This window comes from Candidatus Hamiltonella defensa 5AT (Acyrthosiphon pisum) (genome assembly GCF_000021705.1).
Taxonomy (GTDB): Bacteria; Pseudomonadota; Gammaproteobacteria; order Enterobacterales; family Enterobacteriaceae; genus Hamiltonella; species Hamiltonella defendens.
This window is the reverse complement of sequence record NC_012751.1, coordinates 209,250-228,899: the sequence shown is the minus strand read 5'-3', so window position 1 is coordinate 228,899 and position 19,650 is coordinate 209,250. Positions and strand designations below refer to the sequence as shown.

General features: G+C 41.8%; 13 protein-coding genes. 12 read left to right on the top strand and 1 reads right to left on the bottom strand.

Annotation, left to right across the window (positions count from 1 at the left end; all coding sequences use genetic code 11):
- Nucleotides 1–24: 24 nt before the first annotated feature.
- The 7 genes from HDEF_RS01185 (at nt 25) to HDEF_RS01150 (ending at nt 10,502) form a co-directional block, all read left to right on the top strand.
- A complete protein-coding gene (locus tag HDEF_RS01185) occupies nt 25–477 on the top strand; it encodes a DNA polymerase III subunit chi (RefSeq protein WP_012737953.1) in 453 nt (150 codons plus the stop codon).
- A gap of 7 nt (nt 478–484) precedes the next feature.
- Nucleotides 485–3,403 (top strand): valine--tRNA ligase, encoded by a 2,919-nt coding sequence (locus HDEF_RS01180; protein WP_012737952.1) that lies wholly within the window; start codon nt 485–487, stop codon nt 3,401–3,403.
- Between the two features lie 77 nt (nt 3,404–3,480).
- The gene (locus HDEF_RS01175; RefSeq protein ID WP_012737951.1) at nt 3,481–4,404 is read left to right on the top strand and encodes an SPFH domain-containing protein; all 924 of its coding nucleotides are present in this window, start codon (nt 3,481–3,483) and stop codon (nt 4,402–4,404) included.
- A 245-nt stretch (nt 4,405–4,649) separates the two neighbouring features.
- On the top strand, nt 4,650–5,897 hold the full coding sequence (locus HDEF_RS01170) for a coiled-coil domain-containing protein (RefSeq protein WP_044612230.1): 1,248 nt from the start codon (nt 4,650–4,652) through the stop codon (nt 5,895–5,897).
- 511 nt (nt 5,898–6,408) lie between these two features.
- On the top strand, nt 6,409–7,164 hold the full coding sequence (locus HDEF_RS01160; protein WP_012737947.1) for a DUF481 domain-containing protein: 756 nt from the start codon (nt 6,409–6,411) through the stop codon (nt 7,162–7,164).
- 247 nt (nt 7,165–7,411) lie between these two features.
- Nucleotides 7,412–8,785, top strand: a complete 1,374-nt coding sequence (tilS, locus tag HDEF_RS01155; RefSeq protein ID WP_012737946.1) for a tRNA lysidine(34) synthetase TilS — start codon at nt 7,412–7,414, stop codon at nt 8,783–8,785.
- 100 nt (nt 8,786–8,885) lie between these two features.
- Nucleotides 8,886–10,502 (top strand): NAD+ synthase, encoded by a 1,617-nt coding sequence (locus HDEF_RS01150; protein ID WP_012737945.1) that lies wholly within the window; start codon nt 8,886–8,888, stop codon nt 10,500–10,502.
- A gap of 153 nt (nt 10,503–10,655) precedes the next feature.
- Here the strand turns inward: HDEF_RS01150 and crl are convergent, their stop codons facing one another.
- A complete protein-coding gene (gene crl / locus HDEF_RS01145) occupies nt 10,656–11,069 on the bottom strand; it encodes a sigma factor-binding protein Crl (protein ID WP_012737944.1) in 414 nt (137 codons plus the stop codon).
- A 576-nt stretch (nt 11,070–11,645) separates the two neighbouring features.
- Here crl and queE point away from each other — a divergent pair.
- The 5 genes from queE to murJ all read left to right on the top strand — a co-directional run bounded on the left by queE (nt 11,646) and on the right by murJ (nt 19,623).
- Nucleotides 11,646–12,317, top strand: coding sequence for a 7-carboxy-7-deazaguanine synthase QueE (gene queE, locus HDEF_RS01140; protein ID WP_012737943.1), 672 nt, complete (start codon nt 11,646–11,648; stop codon nt 12,315–12,317).
- A 31-nt stretch (nt 12,318–12,348) separates the two neighbouring features.
- The gene (gene dnaE, locus HDEF_RS01135) at nt 12,349–15,831 is read left to right on the top strand and encodes a DNA polymerase III subunit alpha (protein ID WP_012737942.1); all 3,483 of its coding nucleotides are present in this window, start codon (nt 12,349–12,351) and stop codon (nt 15,829–15,831) included.
- A gap of 18 nt (nt 15,832–15,849) precedes the next feature.
- Nucleotides 15,850–16,809, top strand: a complete 960-nt coding sequence (accA, locus tag HDEF_RS01130) for an acetyl-CoA carboxylase carboxyl transferase subunit alpha (RefSeq protein WP_044612432.1) — start codon at nt 15,850–15,852, stop codon at nt 16,807–16,809.
- A gap of 154 nt (nt 16,810–16,963) precedes the next feature.
- Entirely contained in the window at nt 16,964–17,923 is a 960-nt protein-coding gene (gene hemH / locus HDEF_RS01125) for a ferrochelatase (protein WP_012737940.1), read from the top strand.
- A gap of 194 nt (nt 17,924–18,117) precedes the next feature.
- Nucleotides 18,118–19,623, top strand: a complete 1,506-nt coding sequence (gene murJ, locus HDEF_RS01120; RefSeq protein WP_012737938.1) for a murein biosynthesis integral membrane protein MurJ — start codon at nt 18,118–18,120, stop codon at nt 19,621–19,623.
- Nucleotides 19,624–19,650 lie beyond the last annotated feature (27 nt).

Sequence of the window (19,650 nt, the reverse complement as noted above, 5' to 3'; positions counted from 1 at the left end):
GGGCTTAAAGATGACGTCATTCACATGAAACGAGCCACTTTTTACCTGATGGAGCACGGTGATCCAATCCATGGATTGTCTCCAGAAGAAACCTTAACCTGTGAATTGTCTGCCCAACATTGGAGGGCAGGCAAAAAAATACAGATCCTCTGTGAAGAAAAAGCCCAAGCGGTACGATTAGATGACGCCTTGTGGCTTTATCCCCCTGATGCTTTTATTCCCCATCATCTTTCAGGAGAAGGCCCGAAGCAGGGCGCACCTGTGGAAATGATCTGGCCTGATTGCCTATCTCATCATTCCGCTGATCTGTTGATCAATCTGCTATCCGAATGTATCGATTTTGTGGGCCGCTTTACTGAAATCATTGATTTTGTACCCTATGAAACGACCTTAAAACAGTTGGCAAGAGCGCGATACGCTTATTATCGCCAACTCGGTTTTCATTTAATCACCACCAGCCCTCCATTGAGTAAATAAAAATATCATGAAAAATCGCACCCGCTCTCTTGATAAAACCTATGATCCTGAATCGATTGAACAGCCGCTTTACGAGTACTGGGAAAAACAAGGCTATTTTAAACCCAGCAATAGAACCGATCAGGAGCAATTCTGCATCATGATCCCCCCTCCCAATGTGACAGGCAGTCTGCATATGGGGCATGCTTTTCAACAAACCATCATGGATATTTTAATTCGTTATCAACGGATGCAGGGCAAAAATACCCTATGGCAGGTCGGCACAGATCACGCGGGCATCGCAACTCAAATGGTGGTGGAGCGTAAAATAGCCTCGGAAGAAGGGAAAACCCGTCACGATTATGGCAGAGAAGCTTTCATTCAAAAAATTTGGGATTGGAAAGCCGAATCAGGGGGCAAGATCACCCGTCAAATGCGCCGTTTAGGTAATTCTGTTGATTGGGAAAGAGAGCGTTTCACCATGGACGAAGATCTCTCGCTCGCAGTGAAAGAAGCCTTTGTACGTTTATATCAGGAAGATCTGATTTATCGGGGGAAACGCCTGGTGAATTGGGACCCAAAACTTCGCACGGCCATTTCTGATTTAGAGGTAGAAAACCGTGAATCTCAGGGATCTATGTGGTATTTGCGCTATCCCTTAGCGGATGGCATGACCACAAAAGAAGGGAAAAATTATCTGGTGGTGGCCACTACCCGTCCGGAAACCATGCTGGGGGATACAGGCGTTGCCGTTAACCCTGAAGATCCCCGTTACAAAGACCTGATTGGAAAAAAAGTGATGTTACCTCTAGTGGATCGCGCTGTTCCGATTGTCGGCGATGCCCATGCAGATCAAGAGAAAGGCACAGGCTGTGTCAAAATCACCCCGGCACATGATTTTAATGATTACAAGGTGGGTAAACGCCATGGATTACCCATGATCAACATTTTGACCTTTGAAGGCCATATTCGTCATCAACCTGACATTTTTGACAGTCAGGGGGAACCCATGGCTATGGATTCAGCCGTCATTCCTGAGTCTTTTCAAGGGCTAGAGCGTTTTGCCGCACGTAAAGCGGTGGTCGCTGATTTTAAAAAATCAGGGTTACTCGAAGACATCAAACCACATGATCTCACCGTGCCTTACGGAGATCGTAGTCAGGTGGTGATCGAGCCCATGCTGACCGATCAATGGTATGTGCGAGCGGCCCCTTTGGCCAGGAAGGCGATTGAAGCCGTCGAAAAAGGCGAGATTGAATTTGTACCAAAACAGTACGAAAACATGTATTACTCCTGGATGCGAGACATTCAGGATTGGTGTATTTCTCGTCAGCTTTGGTGGGGGCATCGTATCCCAGCCTGGTATGACGAACAGGGGCAACTGTACGTCGGGCGTGATGAAGCAGAAGTCAGGCGTGACTATCATTTGCCTGATGAGCTGCCGCTACGCCAGGATGAAGATGTGCTAGACACCTGGTTTTCTTCTGGATTATGGACTTTTTCAACCCTGGGTTGGCCAAACAATACGCAGGCACTTCACACTTTTCATCCAACCAGCGTCATCGTCAGTGGGTTTGATATTATTTTTTTCTGGATTGCGCGCATGATCATGCTGACGCTGCATTTTGTGAAAGATAAAAACCATCAGCCCCAAATGCCTTTCAAAACGGTTTATATGACGGGTCTCATCCGGGATGAAGAAGGGCAAAAAATGTCGAAGTCAAAAGGGAATGTGATCGATCCCTTGGATATGATCGACGGAATTTCTTTGACGGAACTGATAAAAAAACGAACAGATAACATGATGCAGCCCCAGCTTGCAGAAAAAATTCGTCAACGGACTGAAAAACAGTTTCCCAACGGGATCCCACCCCACGGAACAGATGCATTACGTTTTACCTTAACGGCTTTAGCCTCGACGGGTCGTGATATTAATTGGGATATGAAGCGTTTAACGGGTTATCGAAACTTTTGCAATAAACTCTGGAATGCCAGCCGTTTTGTCTTGATGAATACACAGGGTCAAGATAGTGGTCAAAATGGGGGCGCTCAGAGTCTGTCATTGCCTGACAGATGGATCCTGTCCACCTTTCAGAACAGCATTCAATCTTATCGTGATGCTTTAGATCAATATCGTTTTGATTTGGCCGCGCATATTTTGTATGAATTTACCTGGAACCAATTTTGCGATTGGTACCTGGAGCTCAGTAAACCGATTCTCAATCAAACGCCCGACAACCCAGAGAAAGAAGCGCAATCAAGGGGTACGCGCCACACTCTCATCACCGTGCTGGAAGCGTTGTTGCGCTTAGCGCATCCCATCATCCCCTATATCACTGAGACACTTTGGCAAGAAATTAAAATGGTTCAAACGCCATCTGAAGCGGATCAGGCTAAAACCATTATGCTTCAGCGCTTTCCGGAATATGACGACTCTCAAATCGATGAACACGCTTTCTCTGAGTTAGAGTGGATCAAAAAAATGACGATCGCAATCCGAAATGTGCGAGCAGAAATCAACCTGCCTTTGAATCAAAAAATCGATCTGGAGCTATTCACAACATCTGACACTGTTAGAAACACCCTGTTTGAAAACCTGGATCTGATTCAATCGATTGCTCGTCTTTCTTCAATCAGGGTTTTGGATAAATCAGAAAAAGCCCCTTCTTTTGTGATCACCAGGCTGATAGAAGACGCTGAGATCAGAATCACTCTTCCAGAATCGTTTGACAAAGCAGCAGAACAAATGCGTTTAAAAAATGACCTGATCAAAATTGAAAAACAAATTGATGCACTTCAAGAAAAACTGGCCAACGTTCATTTTACAGAGCGGGCGCCGCAATGGATTGTGAGTAAAGAAAGGGAAAAGTTGGCTCAATTAATGGCAGAAAGGCAAAAACTGTTGGAAAGGCCTCAGTTTGATGAGATTAAAACTGAGTCAAACTGACTTTTTAAGTATTTTTTAAACGATTAGAGTATATTCCTCCTACCAATTTATCTTTTATTTATCATCAGGAAATACCTATGTTGATTTTAATTCCCATTCTTATTGTTCTTGCGTTAGTGATTGTTTCCTCCTCGGTCAAAATTGTCCCCCAAGGCTTTCAATGGACGGTAGAACGTTTTGGGCGCTATACCCGCACGCTGATGCCTGGCTTGAATATCATCATTCCCTTTGTGGATCAAATAGGCCGAAAAATTAATATGATGGAGCAGGTGATTGATATCCCTTCGCAAGAAGTCATTTCAAGGGATAACGCGAATGTGGCGATCGATGCCGTGTGCTTTATTCAAGTGATGGATCCGGTCAAAGCCGCGTATGAAGTGAGCAACCTCGAACTGGCGATCGTGAATTTAACCATGACCAATTTTCGTACTGTCCTGGGCTCTATGGAGCTCGATGAAATTCTTTCTCAACGCGATAATATCAACAGCAGTTTATTGCACATCGTCGATGAGGCAACGAATCCTTGGGGTGTCAAGATCACGCGTATTGAAATTCGGGATGTGCGTCCTCCTGCTGAACTGGTCTCCGCGATGAATGCCCAGATGAAAGCAGAACGAACCAAGCGGGCGGATATTCTTGAAGCTGAAGGGGTAAGACAGGCCGCGATTTTACGTGCAGAGGGTGAAAAACAATCCCAAATTTTGAAAGCAGAAGGGGAGCGGCAATCGGCTTTTTTACAAGCAGAAGCGAGAGAAAGAGCGGCAGAAGCGGAAGCACAGGCCACTAAAATGGTGTCTGAAGCCATCGCTGCCGGAGACATCCAGGCGATTAATTATTTTGTCGCACAAAAGTATACGGATGCACTACAAAATATCGGCGCCGCCAATAACAGCAAGGTGATTATGATGCCTTTAGAAGCCAGTAATCTGATGGGCGCGATTGGGGGGATCAGCGAACTGATTGCCCAAAGCAAACAGGATAGGGAGAAAAAACCACAGTAATAGAAAAAATAGCAACGAATCCCCCCAAAGTTTTGGTGATCACTCGGTGGGCTTCTTTTAGTCGCCGAGAATAAAACGTGTTTTTTATCTCCCTTCTCTAAAATGAGCGTTTTTTGAAAGTTTTTTCTTTTTTAATTCTTTATATTCCTGCCATAACCTTTTAACTCATTATTGAATAAGTTTGATTGAAAGGTTGACAGTTGAGTTGTTTAAATCAAATTAAAGAAGAGAAGAGAAAAAATATCATGAGTATAATAAGCAATATACATAATAAATTTAAATCAGTCAGTACGACATATTTCCAAAAAAAAGCCGAAAAGTTTGAAAAAAAAATTGATGGGTTTTCAGCAAATCTAGACGAAAATAAAAAAAAACTAGTGGAGAGTTTTACAAATTTAAAAAATAATCATATAAAAAATCCAACAACAACAGACGTATTATATAAGTTAGCTGATTCACATAAACAATTGAAATTACAGTTTGAATCGGCATTAGCAGAAACATCTAAATTATCAACAGAACTAGAAAGTGAAACTTCTGCATTAAATGAAGCAAAAGATGATGTATCGCAGAAGAAGACTAAAATTAAAAAACGTACAGATGAAAAAGAATCACTCGATCTTAGAAAAGATGAAATAGAAAAGCAAATCTCTGAATTGGATCAGAAAATAAAAGACTTGGATTATTTTGATGCAGAAGATAATAACTTTGAAACTAACTCAGATACAATTCAAGATATAGAGGAAATGTTCAATTCTACAAGTTTATATGAACTAAAATCAGAAAAAAAATCATTGAAGAAATCTTTGAAAGAAATATCAAATTCTATACAAGAGATAGAAAAGGATATTAAATCTGAAAAATACGCTTTAGATGCAAAGCAAAAGTTCTTAAAGACAGCACAATCATCCTTCGATTCTGTAAATGAAAAACTCAATAGAGCAAAACAAAAGTCGTGTTCTTTAGAGCTTCAGCTTAAGGCAAAAGAAATTGAATTAAATACGACAAAAAAATTGAAAAATGAAAACGATTTAGGAATAGAGTTGCTTCACAAAGACATTGACACTGAACGTTGTAAAGCTCAAAAATCTTTTTTAAAGAAACAACTAAACAATGTAGAAACTGAAATTAAAAAGTTAAAAGATGTCATACGTAAATTAGAGTCTAAAGAAAAACGAATCTCTAAAAAAAGCGCTCACAAGTTAATCAAAAAATCAAAACAAAAAGAAGATGATGTAGTTAAACAAACGGATCTTAGTAAAAAGATTACAAAACGCGAAACAAACAAAAATTCTCTTAACACATTCAAAAAAGCTCTGGATAATTTCCAGAAATTTGAATCTTCTTTAAAAGAAGATTTGGTAAAAGTGCAAGATGCACTTGAACTAAATCAGAATTTTAAAAATTCAGATTCAGTTTCTAAAAACAATGATCAAGCAAATCCTGACATGAATCATGAAAAACCAGGCCGCAGACATAGTGTGCACTTCTAAGTCATCTGAAACACAGGATACGCCATCAAAGTTGCCAGAGCAATCTGGCTCCCGGTGGCTTATGGATCGGTTTTTAAAACAGGTTTAATGGGCTGATGGATAAGCCCTGCAAAATCAAACATCGCACTCAGACACACCCCATCATTCCTCCTGATGACTAAAATCATCGTCCACGAAAGTCAATCCACCTCAAAATAAATCTTAATGCCTTCTTCTTACCAGATGACAAACATACCGTTGAACACATGACCCGAAACACCATGAAACGAAGTCACTGAAATCGGGTTCATTGTAGTGAAAGGAAATAGACTTCATATCAAAACAGCGGCAAAAAAATCATCAAAAATGGCAGGATATCATTTTTTGACTATCATTATTTTTGATAAAACGCCGCCGTTACTTAAATTTTATTCATACATTTTTCAAAAAATCCGGCGAGAATCAAATAGCAGTCGCTGTTTATGTTTTTACATTTCACTATTCATTCATCACTAACGTATTGGGTATATTAATGAAAAAATTTAAAAAACTCTCTGAACTGCTTCTTGTTTCAACAAGCTCTTTTTTGTCTCAGACCGCATTTGCGGAGGGCATTTTTACCTCTATGGATGATCCTTCAACCGCAACAAAACCTTTTGAAGCGACCGCTTCAGCGGGTTTCCTGGCTCAAACGGGTAATTCCAAAAGTTCTTCTCTCTCAGTGGCAGCCAATATGACCTGGTTCAAACAGTCTATGGCATACAGCTTTTGGGGCAACGCGGCCAATAATTCTTCTCAGGATCAACGCTCCTCAGAAACTTATCTGCTGGGGGCACGTGCTCGTTACAATTTAACGCCTGAACATTATTTATTTAGTCAGGCGAGCTGGTTAAGTGATCGATTTAATGGGTATAAAGGTCGCTCAATTTTCACCTTGGGTTATGGTCATCAGATTTTGAGTGGCCCTATTCATACGTTGCGAGCAGAAGTCGGTCCTACGGTTCGTTATGATCAATATTCTGCAGGAGGGAATAAAAAGAATTTGATGCTCTATGGTGGTTTAGGCTATCAATGGCAAATGACACAAACGACTCAATTCATTCAAGCTCTGTCTATCCTGGCGGGTGAGAATACGACGATCACCTCCGAAACGGGTTTGCAATTGGCGATCAACGAACAATTATCATTAAAACTGGTTTACAACGTCAATTGGAATAAAACCCCCCCTGCCTCTGCTCCCAAAAAAATAGACACCAAAACCTCTATTTTGCTTTCGTATAGCCTATAGTCGCGCGCGGGGCTCCAGGGCGGTTAACTTCTCTTATCTGCTGGTTTAACTTTTATCGTGTCTACAGATGATGATCAAACGTAGTGTCATCGCAGCACTGTCTCTTCCCATTTTTTTAGAAGCCTGTGTATAATCATACTTTCACCTGTGAGGTTAAATAGACGAATTCTCACAGGTTTCATCAATATATTTTTTGCCCGGAGTGAGTACAAAAAGTGCTAGATTATGGCACCAGATTTTCAAATGTATGAAAAAAATGGCTTCTTTTTCTTTAACTACCCTTCTCAAAAATCTTGGAAAACACCATAAATTTTTAGTGGCTTTTAGTGGCGGACTCGATTCCACCGTCTTGTTGCATGGCCTGCTGAGTTTGCGTGATCAAAATCATCTTAAATTGAATATCAGAGCCATTCATACCCACGAAAAATTAATCCATCGCCCAGAAAACTGGTCTAAAGATGCCGATCAGCGATTAACTCATTGCCAGAGTCAATGCGAGCAATGGAAGGTGCCCCTGGAAGTAGTCAAAATGGAGGTGGAGCCGAGAGGAAAAGGGATTGAAGCCGCTGCCAGAACAGTACGTTATCAGATTTTTTCGAACGCATTAAAGAAAGATGAAGTCTTGTTGACCGGACATCATCAAAATGATCAGTGTGAGACTGTCCTGCTCGCCTTAAAACGAGGCAGCGGCCCCGCTGGTTTGTCTGGGATGCCCCTCGCCATGCCTTTGGGTCAAAGCCAGTTATTACGCCCCCAGCTTTCGTTTTCTCGACACAGTTTACAACTTTACGCCCTGGAAAAAGGCATTTTATGGATGGAAGACGAGGACAATCAAAATGATCGCTTTGATCGTAATTTTTTGCGTCGGCACATTTTGCCTTTATTAACCGCGCGTTGGCCTCATTTTCTTGAATCCACCTCCCGAAGCGCGGCCCTGTGTGCAGAGCAGGAAACATTACTCGACGAATTACTTTCTGAACAACTTTGCCAATTACAATCCCAGGAAGGAACGCTTTCCATCCAGGGATTAGCTGCCTGTTCTGAAGTGAAACGCAACGCTTTATTGCGCCGTTGGTTAGATAGTAAAAAGGTTCCTATGCCTTCACGAGATCAATTAGCGCGGCTCTGGAAAGAAGTGGCTTTGGCAAAATCGGATGCTCAGCCTTATTTGCAATGCGGGGAATATCAGATTCGACGATTCCGCGAGCATCTTTATCTATTCAAATCAAGCAAAAAATCTCAACCATGCCCCGCGCTTTTTTCGATAAAATGGCCTTTCACGCCTGAGAGCGAGAACAAACTCGTATTACCGGATCATTTAGGAGAACTAAAATGCACTCCTTACAGAAGCGAAGGTCAAGTGATACGAGCACCCCAAAAAAATGAAGTGATCAGCATTCGTTTTGGATTAACAGGAAACATCAAAATACTGGGTCGAGACAGATCACGACATAGCAAAAAATTATGGCAAGAACTTGGGATCCCACCATGGGAAAGAAAACGGATCCCTTTGCTGTACTTCAACGAAACACTGATCGCCGCCGCAGAAGTTTTTGTAACCCAAAAAGGAGAAGCAAAACAAGGAGAACCCCACTGTTATTTAGAATGGGTCAAATCATGAGGGCGCTTGACTATCTTTATTCTCATGCGCCCCGAATTTTATAAACCATGATCGTGCTATCCACTCAACACGAACGATTTTAAAGAGCCATCCAACTGATATGAGTAGATCACTTTCCATCGCTTTAGCACAACTGAATTTTTGCGTGGGCGACATCAAAGGCAACACGGAGCTCATATTAAATGTCTTGCAAGAACAAAAAAATCAAGCAGATTTAGTGCTATTTAGCGAGCTCGCCTTGTCAGGCTATCCCCCTGAAGATTGGTTATTCCGTGATGATTTTTACCATTCCTGTGAAACTCAATTATTACGTTTGCAAAAAGCATCACACGAGGTGTCATTTTTGTTAGGGCATCCTTTTCGAGAAAAAGATCGGCTGTATAATGCGTTGTCTGTTTTTTCCGAGGGGAAACTCCTGGCGCGCTATTATAAACAATGCCTTCCAAATCACGGTGTATTTGATGAAGCACGCTATTTCAGCTCAGGCAAAACCACTCAGATCCTGGCATTTAAAGGCTACCGTCTGGGCTTGCTGATTTGTGAAGATCTTTGGCATGAAGGCCCTGTGGATTCTGCTAAAGCGGCTGGGGCGGAAATATTGTTATCTATTAATGCCTCACCCTATGATCAAAAAAAATATCAAAGACGTCAAAATATGCTCTCACAACATTGTCTTCGCACTGATTTGCCATTGATCTATCTCAATCAGGTGGGGGGGCAAGACGAACTGATTTTTGATGGGCGTTCTCAAGTATTGAATAAAACAGGCGAAACAGTGCTTGAATTGCCCGCTTTTTCTGAAAAAACTCTTTTATGTGAATGGACAGAGACGCGGATCAAAACAAAATCGCTAAAGGTCAATCCGCCTGAGCCTTTTGCTGAAGAATATCAAGCATTGGTGATGGCGCTGCGCGATTATGTACAAAAAAATGGTTTTCAAGGTGTTTTGATGGGTTTATCTGGGGGCATAGACTCCGCACTGACATTGGCTATCGCTGTAGACGCCTTAGGGAAAAGCAAAGTACGGGCCTATATGATGCCGTCACGTTATACTCCAAGCGACAGCGTGATGTATGCCCAAACTCAAGCCAAACATTTAGGCGTCACATTTGAAATATTGTCTATCGAACCGATTTTTGAGGCGTTTTTATCAAGCCTCAAAGGACTCCTTAAAGAAGATCTCAAAGACATCACGAAAGAAAACTTACAGGCCCGTTGCAGGGGTATGTTGCTGATGGGTTTATCCAATCAGCTCGGCGACCTTGTGCTCACCACCAGCAATAAAAGTGAAACGGCAGTCGGTTATTCGACGCTTTATGGAGATATGGCAGGGGGCTTTAATGTGCTGAAAGACGTCCCGAAAACCTGGGTATTTTCTTTAGCAAAATACCGCAATACCCTGTCTGAGGTGATTCCGAAAAAAGTGATCTCAAGACCTCCTTCTGCGGAGCTTAAACCCAATCAGCTTGATACGGACAGCTTACCGCCTTATGCCATACTTGATGCGATTCTTGAAGGCTATGTTGAGCGCGATCGATCCGTCGTATCTCTGATAGAAGAAGGATTTGAAGAAGAGGTAGTTCGGCACGTGATTTCATTAGTGGATCGAAACGAATATAAAAGACGTCAATCTCCTGTGGGCCCACGAATCACCGCTCGAAATTTCTCCAAAGACAGGCGTTATCCTATTACCTCTGGTTTTTCACATAATAAATAAGCGCGTTCTTTAAAATCGACTCACTACTGGCTGTGAATACGAACACAGATCGTCACCTTCATGCTCATGCAGCACGAAGATGGCGAATATGCCGACTGGTAAAAACAGGCTTTTTAAAAAAACTTCATAGGCAAACAGGTTTCTCAACAGGTTTTATTGAGACACAAGAAGTCTTGTCATATTTGGTAAAACATTGATATTTGATTCAAGCCTTAATTCGCAGTCGATGCTTGCCAGCATTTCATTGAGGCGTTCATAAAAATCAATAAATGTAGTTTCAAGTTTTTGCTGAATATCAGCGGCCTTAATCTTTTTAACCATCCATTGTTCGTCTTGCGTATATAAACCAAATTGATAAGTATAAATAAAACATTTGTCTTCAGGACGAAGCTCCAACCACCATCCCCAAAATTGACGTTTTTCTGGGGCGAGTTTGATATCGACACAGATAGCGAGACAATCGAAAAAAAAATAATCTTTTTGACACTGACTCTCACGTAAATAAGGCCCTAAAGCCGCAAAACATTTCATTAATTTACATTTTGGATGAGCGTTAATTAAGGGCATTATTTAATCTCCTTATTGATTAAGCTCCCTTTTTAACAAATCATTATAATTTATCAACTCATTCATGAAATATATTTCATTGATGAAAGCTTTTTCAAAATACGATCTATTCACTGATAGGTGCTATCAAATTAAGTTTGATATCTATTAATGACAGCAATAATGCCTTTCCGTAATGCTTTAACTACTTTTAATCAAACATTTGGTTTTATAAAAAACAATACGTCGCCTTATGGAAGGCATACCTACGTATGTTGCTAGAGATTATCAAAAGGTGAAAACGCGATTCATTTTCTCAGTGATTTAAAAAACCATCTTGATGAAAAAAACTTTGACGTCATTCCAACTGTGATCAATAACGCTTACTGAAAATATTTTTAATACGCTTATCCGACGGTGTTTTTTTAAGTACCGTCGGATCTTTCAAAGATTCTCCTGTTTGAGTATGATCATCAAGATAGTGTCCCCCTCATTACAAGTTCTTTTCCAGAATTCAATACTGAAAATTATTTGGCCATACCCGACAAAAGCTCTGATGTAAAATGATCTTGGAAGTCCTGATGACGAGAGAAATTCATGCTTTACCCTATTAATGAAATATTTCAGACGTTACAAGGAGAAGGCCATTTTATGGGCACTCCCGCCATTTTTATTCGTTTGCAAGGTTGCCCTGTGGGTTGTAGCTGGTGCGACACTAAACACACTTGGGAGAAAAAAAACGAGCAGCAAGTGGATTTATTCTCCATATTACAAAAAAAAACAGCGAATGATTTTTGGAGTCATAGCGGCGAACAGAACCTATTGGCCGTCATTCGTGCACAAGGATATCAAGCTTCTCACGTTGTGATCACAGGGGGTGAACCCTGTCTCTATGATTTGACGCCTTTAACACAACTGTTAGAACAAGAAGGCTATTTTTGCCAAATTGAAACCAGTGGCACTCATCTCGTACACTGCACCCCTTCTTGCTGGGTGACGGTTTCCCCGAAAATCAATATGCGAGGAGGGTTCAAAATACAGCATCAGGCTTTGGAGAGAGCGGATGAATTAAAGCATGTGGTTGCTCGAAAGAGTGACATTGAGACGTTAGATGCTTTAATCGGCAATTTAAAAGATCGTAAAAAAAGAATCATCAGTTTACAGCCGGTCAGCCAAAAAAAATCAGCGACTCAACTTTGTATTGACACCTGTATTGAGCGTAATTGGCGCTTATCCGTACAAATGCATAAATATTTAGGTATTGAATAGACCTTTTCAATTTTATTGAGATCAAGTTGAGATGACCGATCCTCGTTTTATACATTTGAGTGTGCACAGCGATTACTCCATGATAGATGGATTAACCAAGATTAAGCCTTTGGTGCAAAAAGCAGCAGCGTTAGGTATGCCTGCACTCGCCCTCACCGATTTTAGTAATTTTTGTGGTTTGGTTAAATTTTATGGGGCTGCCCATAAAGTAGGCATTAAACCTATTATTGGTGCGGATTTTTATGTTCAAAACCCTGCCCTGGAGAATAATTTTGCTCGTCTCACCCTATTGGCTCGCAATCAAGAGGGTTATCACAATATCACGCTGTTAATATCTGCGGCCTATCAACGAGGATATGGCTCTCTCGGGCCGGTGATTGATCGCCATTGGCTTATCAAACACAAAGAAGGGCTCATTCTGCTTTCAGGAGCAAAAATGGGCGATCTCGGGCAATTCATTCTCAGAGAAAATCAAAGTCAGATAGATCAATGCCTCCATTTTTATCAAACACATTTCCCTGACAACTATTATATTGAGCTGACCCGTACCGGGCGCGCAGACGAAGAATCTTATCTTCATTCTGCGATCAACATTGCAGAAAAACATGGCATACCTGTTGTCGCTACGAATCATGTTCGTTTTATGGATCCCTCTGATTTCGATGCACATGAAATTCGAGTGGCTATTAATGCGGGTTTTACTTTAGCTGATCCCAAACGCCCGCAAAATTATAGCCCACAACAATTTATGCGTTCTGAACAAGACATGTGTGAACTGTTTTCAGATATCCCCGAAGCTTTAACAAACAGTGTTGAAATCGCAAAACGCTGTAATCTGAATCTTCGTTTAGGGGAATATTTTTTCCCAAAATACCCGACAGGAAAGATGAGCACAGAGGATTTTTTGATCGCGCGATCTCAAGAAGGGCTGGGAAAACGCCTGGAATTTCTTTTCTCTGATCCTGAAATACGCAAACAAAAACGCGAGGCCTACGATCAGCGTTTAGCGTTGGAACTTCAAGTGATCAATGAAATGGGCTTCCCTGGCTATTTTTTGATTGTGATGGAATTTATTCAATGGGCGAAAGACAATCACATTCCCGTTGGCCCAGGTCGAGGCTCTGGAGCTGGCTCTTTAGTGGCCTATGCGCTTCAAATCACAGATATTGATCCCCTTGAATTCGATTTGCTTTTTGAACGTTTTTTAAATCCTGAACGTATTTCTTTGCCTGATTTTGATGTGGATTTTTGCATGGAAAAACGGGATGCGGTGATAGAACATGTCGCGGACATGTACGGGCGAGAATCCGTTTCACAGATCATCACTTTCGGTACCATGGCTGCCAAAGCGGTAATACGTGATGTGGGGCGAGTGCTCGGCCATCCGTACAGTTTCGTTGACAGGATCGCAAAATTAATCCCCTTGGATCTCGGGATGACATTAGAAAAAGCGTTTGTGGCAGAGCCTGAATTAACGAAAGCCTATGAAGCCGATGAAGAAGTTCGAAGTTTGCTGGATATGGCGCGTAAGCTGGAAGGGGTCACTCGTAATGCGGGTAAACACGCAGGAGGCGTGGTGATCGCACCGACAAAAATGACTGATTTTGCCCCTTTATATTGCGATTCTCAAGGCCAAAACCCGGTGACGCAATTTGATAAAAATGACATCGAATATGTGGGATTGGTGAAGTTCGATTTTCTCGGTTTACGTACTTTGACCGTGATCCACAAAGCCGTTGAGATGATCAATCAACGCATCATCACTCAAGGCGCACAGCCTATTGATATCTCTTTGATTCCGCTCAACGATCCGAAAAGCTTTGAGGTGCTACAGCGATCTGAAACGACCGCCATCTTTCAGCTTGAATCCAAAGGCATGAAGGATTTAATCAAACGCTTAAAGCCTGACTGTTTTGAGGACATCATCGCGCTGGTCGCTTTATTTCGTCCGGGCCCATTACAATCGGGCATGGTGGATAATTTTATTGATCGCAAACAGGGGCGTGAAACCATTTCTTATCCTGATATTGAGTGGCAACATCCTTGCTTACAGCCCGTATTAGAACCCACGTACGGCATTATTTTATATCAAGAGCAAGTCATGCAAATTGCTCAGGTGCTTTCAGGTTATTCTCTAGGGGAAGCGGATATACTCAGGCGTGCCATGGGCAAAAAAGACCCTGTTGAGATGGCAAAACAGCGATCTATTTTTGAAAATGGGGCCAAAGAAAAAGGGATTGATGGTCAGTTGGCCATTAAAATTTTTGATTTGGTTGAAAAATTTGCCGGCTATGGGTTTAACAAATCACATTCTGCTGCTTATGCTTTATTGTCATATCAAACACTGTGGCTCAAAACACATTATCCGGCTGAATTTATGGCCGCCGTGATGACGGCAGATATGGATAACACCGATAAAATAGTAGGGCTGGTGGATGAATGCGCCCGCATGGGGCTTACAATGTTACCGCCAGACATCAACAGTGGATTTTATCACTTTCATGTGAACGCTCAGGGGAAAATTGTCTACGGGATGGGCGCCATTAAAGGGGTCGGAGAAGGGGCAATAGAAAGTATCTTAGAAGCACGTCGCCAAGGAGGGGAGTTTAAAGATTTGTTTGATTTCTGCGCGCGGACAGCCAAAAAAAAATTAAATCGCCGGATATTGGAAAAATTAATTTTCTCTGGGGCGCTGGATAGATTAGGCCCACATAGAGCGGCATTAATGCACGCCTTACAGAACGCAATCAAAGCCGCAGAACAACATGCTAAAGCCGAATTGACTGGGCAAGCAGACATGTTTGGTGTGCTTACCCAGGATCCAAAAAAAATAGAGCAATCCTACGCACAAGTGCCGCCATGGCAACAGCAAACGGTTCTGGATGGAGAACGTGAAACCTTAGGGCTCTACTTAACGGGGCATCCTATTACTCAGTATTTAAAAGAAATTCGTCACTATGTAGGGTCAAGCCGCTTACAGGATCTTTCCCCCACTCCAAGGGGTAAAAATGTCACTGTGGCAGGATTTGTGGTCTCAGCAAAGGTGATGACCACAAAACGAGGTGCGCGAATTGGTCTCTGTAAGCTTGATGATCGTTCTGCACATTTGGATATCATGTTGTTTAATGATGCATTCGAAAAATATCAGCATTTATTGCAAAAAGACCTTATTCTAATTGCCAGAGGCCAGATCAGTTTTGATGATTTTAACAATGGACTAAAAATGACCGCCCACGAACTGATGGACATCAGTGAAGCCCGTGAAAAACACGTCCGGGCGCTTGCGATTTCAGTCAGCCATACACAGGTAAATAAAGTATTTTTTGATAAACTTCGTGACATTTTAGAGCCCTGTCGTTCAGGAAGTGTCAAAATACATTTTTATTATCAAGGCAAAAATGCCTCTGCTAAATTACGTTTTGGTACTGATTGGCATATCACACCGACCAACCGCTTATTGATTGATTTACGTAATTTGATCGGTCATCAGCAGGTACAACTAGAATTTGACTAAAACGAGAACATAATGAGTTTGAATTTAAATTTTCTTGATTTTGAGCAGCCTATTGTAGAGCTGGAAGCAAAAATCGATTCTTTAACCGCCATTAACCGTCAAGACAACCCCCTCAATATTGATCTAGACGAAGAGATCCAAAAATTGCGTGATAAAAGTATTCAGCTCACGCATAAAATCTTTTCTCATCTTTCTGCCTGGCAAATTGCTCAACTGGCTCGCCATCCGAATCGCCCTTATACGCTTGATTATATTGAGCATATTTTCACGGATTTTGAAGAATTAGCGGGTGATCGTCATTATGGTGATGATAAGGCGATTGTTGGCGGCATTGCGCGCCTGAATCAAAAGCCCGTCATGGTGATAGGTCATCAGAAAGGGAGAGAAACCAAAGAAAAAATTCGACGTAATTTTGGGATGCCTTCTCCTGAAGGGTATCGAAAAGCGTTGCGTTTGATGGAAATGGCTGAGCGTTTTAGATTGCCCCTGTTGACTTTTATCGATACGCCTGGAGCCTACCCAGGTGTTGGCGCCGAAGAAAGGGGCCAGTCTGAAGCCATCGCGCGAAATTTACGTGAAATGTCACGTTTGAAAACGCCTATCATTTGCACGGTTATTGGTGAAGGAGGATCTGGCGGTGCTTTGGCGATTGCTGTGGGTGATGTGGTGAATATGTTGCAATACAGTACTTATTCTGTGATTTCGCCTGAAGGCTGTGCGTCTATTTTATGGAAAAGCGCCGATAAAGCCTCAGTTGCAGCAGAAACGATGGGGATCACCGCGCATCGCCTGAAAGAATTAAAAATGATTGATACCGTACTCCCTGAACCTTTGGGAAGTGCACACCGTGATCCCAAAGCAATGGCGGAGTCACTCAAAGAGCGATTGATCAAAGATCTGGAATATTTGAAGCAGTTTGATTCTTTGAAATTGCTTGATAGAAGGTATGAAAAATTAATGAGTTACGGGTATTGCTAAAAACCTGTCTCTCAGCGACAAACAAACTCCGTTAGCTAGCTGCCCTCGTGCGTAGGCACCTGCCTTTTTTGATCACTGTTGTTGCAATCATTTATGATGATAGATAGTATGCCCCTGAAATTTAGGCAGCTGATTCATATCATGAGGAAAATGGGTGGTAAAAAGTAAACTTGGCGTACTTTTAGTGAATCTAGGCACTCCAGATGCCCCTACTGTTCCTGCTATTAAACGCTATCTTAAACAATTTCTCAGTGATCGAAGGGTAATAGACACTCCCCCTATTTTATGGTGGCCACTTTTGCGGGGCATCGTTTTACCCTTTCGTTCTAGACGAGTGGCTAAACTATATCAATCTATATGGATGCCTGAAGGTTCCCCTCTATTGGTTTATAGCGATCGCCAGCAAAAAGCATTGGCAGCACGCTTACCAGATGCCTCCGTAGAATTGGCGATGAGCTATGGCTCTCCTTCTTTAGGTGACGCGATTAACCGATTAATCACTCAAGGGATCATAAAACTGGTGATATTGCCGCTTTATCCACAATATTCTGCGACCACCTGCGGTTCTGTTTGGGATGCGGTGTCTGGCATTTTAAAAAAATATCGTTCTTTACCCTCAATTTACTTTATTCGTGATTATGCTCAGCACCCTTCCTATATCAATGCACTAAAACAAAGTGTCGCACGTTATTTTGAAAAACATGGCCAACCCGATAAATTATTGCTTTCCTTTCATGGTATTCCTCAACGTTACGTGCGTTTGGGGGATGATTACCCAAAGCGCTGTGAAGACACATATCGTGCACTCAGCACGGCTTTAGGGTTACACAACAATAAAATCATGATGACCTATCAGTCCCGCTTTGGCTGGGAGCCCTGGTTAACGCCATACACCGATAAAACATTAAAAAGCTTGCCAGCTAAGGGCATCAAACATATTCAAGTACTCTGCCCTGGGTTTTCCGCTGATTGCTTAGAAACATTAGAAGAAATCAAAGAACAAAACAAAGAGATATTTTTGAAGGCCGGGGGCAAAAAATTCGAATACATTCCGGCGCTGAACGATTCTCCAGAGCAGATTGACTTATTAGAGCAGTTGGTAAGTTTGGGTTAACGGCCATTTTTCAATCAATCTATTGTTACTTTTTGATAATAAATTTGCACAATAACATTGTTACAGTCACACCCCCGCTACATTGGTCGCTCACCGCCAAGGGCGGTAGCGTCTTTAAAGAATGTAAAAAAGCGATAAATTTTTCATGGCATCCTCCTTATCACTTAATTTTAAATAAACTGAAAATTCAATGAATGAAACAAGAGTCTTTTCACAAATCCATTAACGCCTCCATTTTCTGGAGAGGGCTGGCAAGATTATCGGGCTTAACAAAACACATCATCATAGCGGCCATGATCGGTTTAAATGCACAACTGGATGTTTTTTTTATGGCGACGGTATTGTTGGGCATTCTGGTGTTTTCATGGGGCGAGATCGCAGATGTTATGTCGGTCCCCCATATGGTGAAAACCTGGAAAAATGGACAAAAAGAAGAATTTAAAAAAATCGCTTCTGGTTACATGTCGTTTATTTTTCTCGGATCTTTACTGTTAGCCTTCATGGTTTATCTGTTCAGTCATCAATTATCCTTATTACCCATAGGATTTAATCCGGAGAGAAAAAAACTCCTGGCTCAGTCTCTGCCTTGGTTATTACCGGCCATTATCTTATATGTGCCCTTTCGACATATGGGGGCTGTTTTGCGCTCTGTGCGACAATTTTCGCCCTTGTATCAAGGGGAATTTTTATTATCGCTGATAACGATGCTTTGTATTGTCTGCTTTTATCACTATCCTAACGTTTTATTCTGGTCTTATAGTATGGGAGTCACAGGAGCATTTTTATACCTTTTATGCAGAACATGGCGTTTTGTCCTCCCGCTCAGTAATCCTTTCTCGTTTATTGTTCGTCAATCACTCGTACTAGCACCGGGCCTGATGATTTTACAAGGCACGCAATATTTTTATACCTTCACAGATCAGCTATTTGTTTCATTTTTAACGGTCGGCATGGTCTCTGCGTTATTTTATGCGGTGAGCATCACCTATGTACTCCCTGGTCTGATGGGATTAGAGAATACTTTTATCACTGTGATAGCCGAGCAATCAGACAAAAAAGAACGAGTAAAAAAAATGGATGATCTGTTAGCGCTGGTCATTTACGTTGGTTTTGGGGCAACCCTATTGATGATAGTGGCAGGCAAAGCCATAGTGGCATTACTATTAGAGCGGGGATTATTTACGGTCGCAGACACTGAAAGTGTTTCGATTGCCTTAATGGCTTATAGTGGTGTGATCTTACCTTTCTTTCTGAACAAGCCCTTTGATCAAATTTTTCAAGTGGAGCGTAAAATTCGCTTAATGGTATGGCGCACCCTACTGGGCCTCATTGCCAATGTCATCCTCAACAGTGTTTTTCTTTTCATCTTTCATTGGGGAATATTCGGCGTCGCGCTCGCTACCTCGATCAGCTACTGGGTTATGATGCTTGCGAGCTTACAGGGATTAAGAAAAATAGGTTATGAATTTGACCTCTTGCGCGCTCTCAAGTGGTCAAGCTGGCTCCTATTATTCTTGGTGTTCGCTTATTTTGGGTGTCAATCGATACCTCAATATTTTACTCACCCTATTTTTGTATTAATCAGCTGTGCTTTATTGATTGGCCTCACGTTACTTCTAGCGGGTTTGATTTATCAGGGGAAGGAAAGGGTATTAATAATAGCTGTGATAAGGCGTTATAAAAAATTTGAATTTATATAAAATGTTTTCGTGTTACTCCGAAAGTGA

What these genes read in the sequence shown, in the direction of transcription:
- HDEF_RS01185 (WP_012737953.1), top strand. Translation starts at nt 25, where the DNA reads ATGAAACGAGCCACTTTTTACCTGATGGAGCACGGTGATCCAATCCAT.
- HDEF_RS01180 (WP_012737952.1), top strand. Translation starts at nt 485, where the DNA reads ATGAAAAATCGCACCCGCTCTCTTGATAAAACCTATGATCCTGAATCG.
- HDEF_RS01175 (WP_012737951.1), top strand. Translation starts at nt 3,481, where the DNA reads ATGTTGATTTTAATTCCCATTCTTATTGTTCTTGCGTTAGTGATTGTT.
- HDEF_RS01170 (WP_044612230.1), top strand. Translation starts at nt 4,650, where the DNA reads ATGAGTATAATAAGCAATATACATAATAAATTTAAATCAGTCAGTACG.
- HDEF_RS01160 (WP_012737947.1), top strand. Translation starts at nt 6,409, where the DNA reads ATGAAAAAATTTAAAAAACTCTCTGAACTGCTTCTTGTTTCAACAAGC.
- tilS (WP_012737946.1), top strand. Translation starts at nt 7,412, where the DNA reads ATGAAAAAAATGGCTTCTTTTTCTTTAACTACCCTTCTCAAAAATCTT.
- HDEF_RS01150 (WP_012737945.1), top strand. Translation starts at nt 8,886, where the DNA reads ATGAGTAGATCACTTTCCATCGCTTTAGCACAACTGAATTTTTGCGTG.
- crl (WP_012737944.1), bottom strand. Translation starts at nt 11,069, where the DNA reads ATGCCCTTAATTAACGCTCATCCAAAATGTAAATTAATGAAATGTTTT.
- queE (WP_012737943.1), top strand. Translation starts at nt 11,646, where the DNA reads ATGCTTTACCCTATTAATGAAATATTTCAGACGTTACAAGGAGAAGGC.
- dnaE (WP_012737942.1), top strand. Translation starts at nt 12,349, where the DNA reads ATGACCGATCCTCGTTTTATACATTTGAGTGTGCACAGCGATTACTCC.
- murJ (WP_012737938.1), top strand. Translation starts at nt 18,118, where the DNA reads ATGAAACAAGAGTCTTTTCACAAATCCATTAACGCCTCCATTTTCTGG.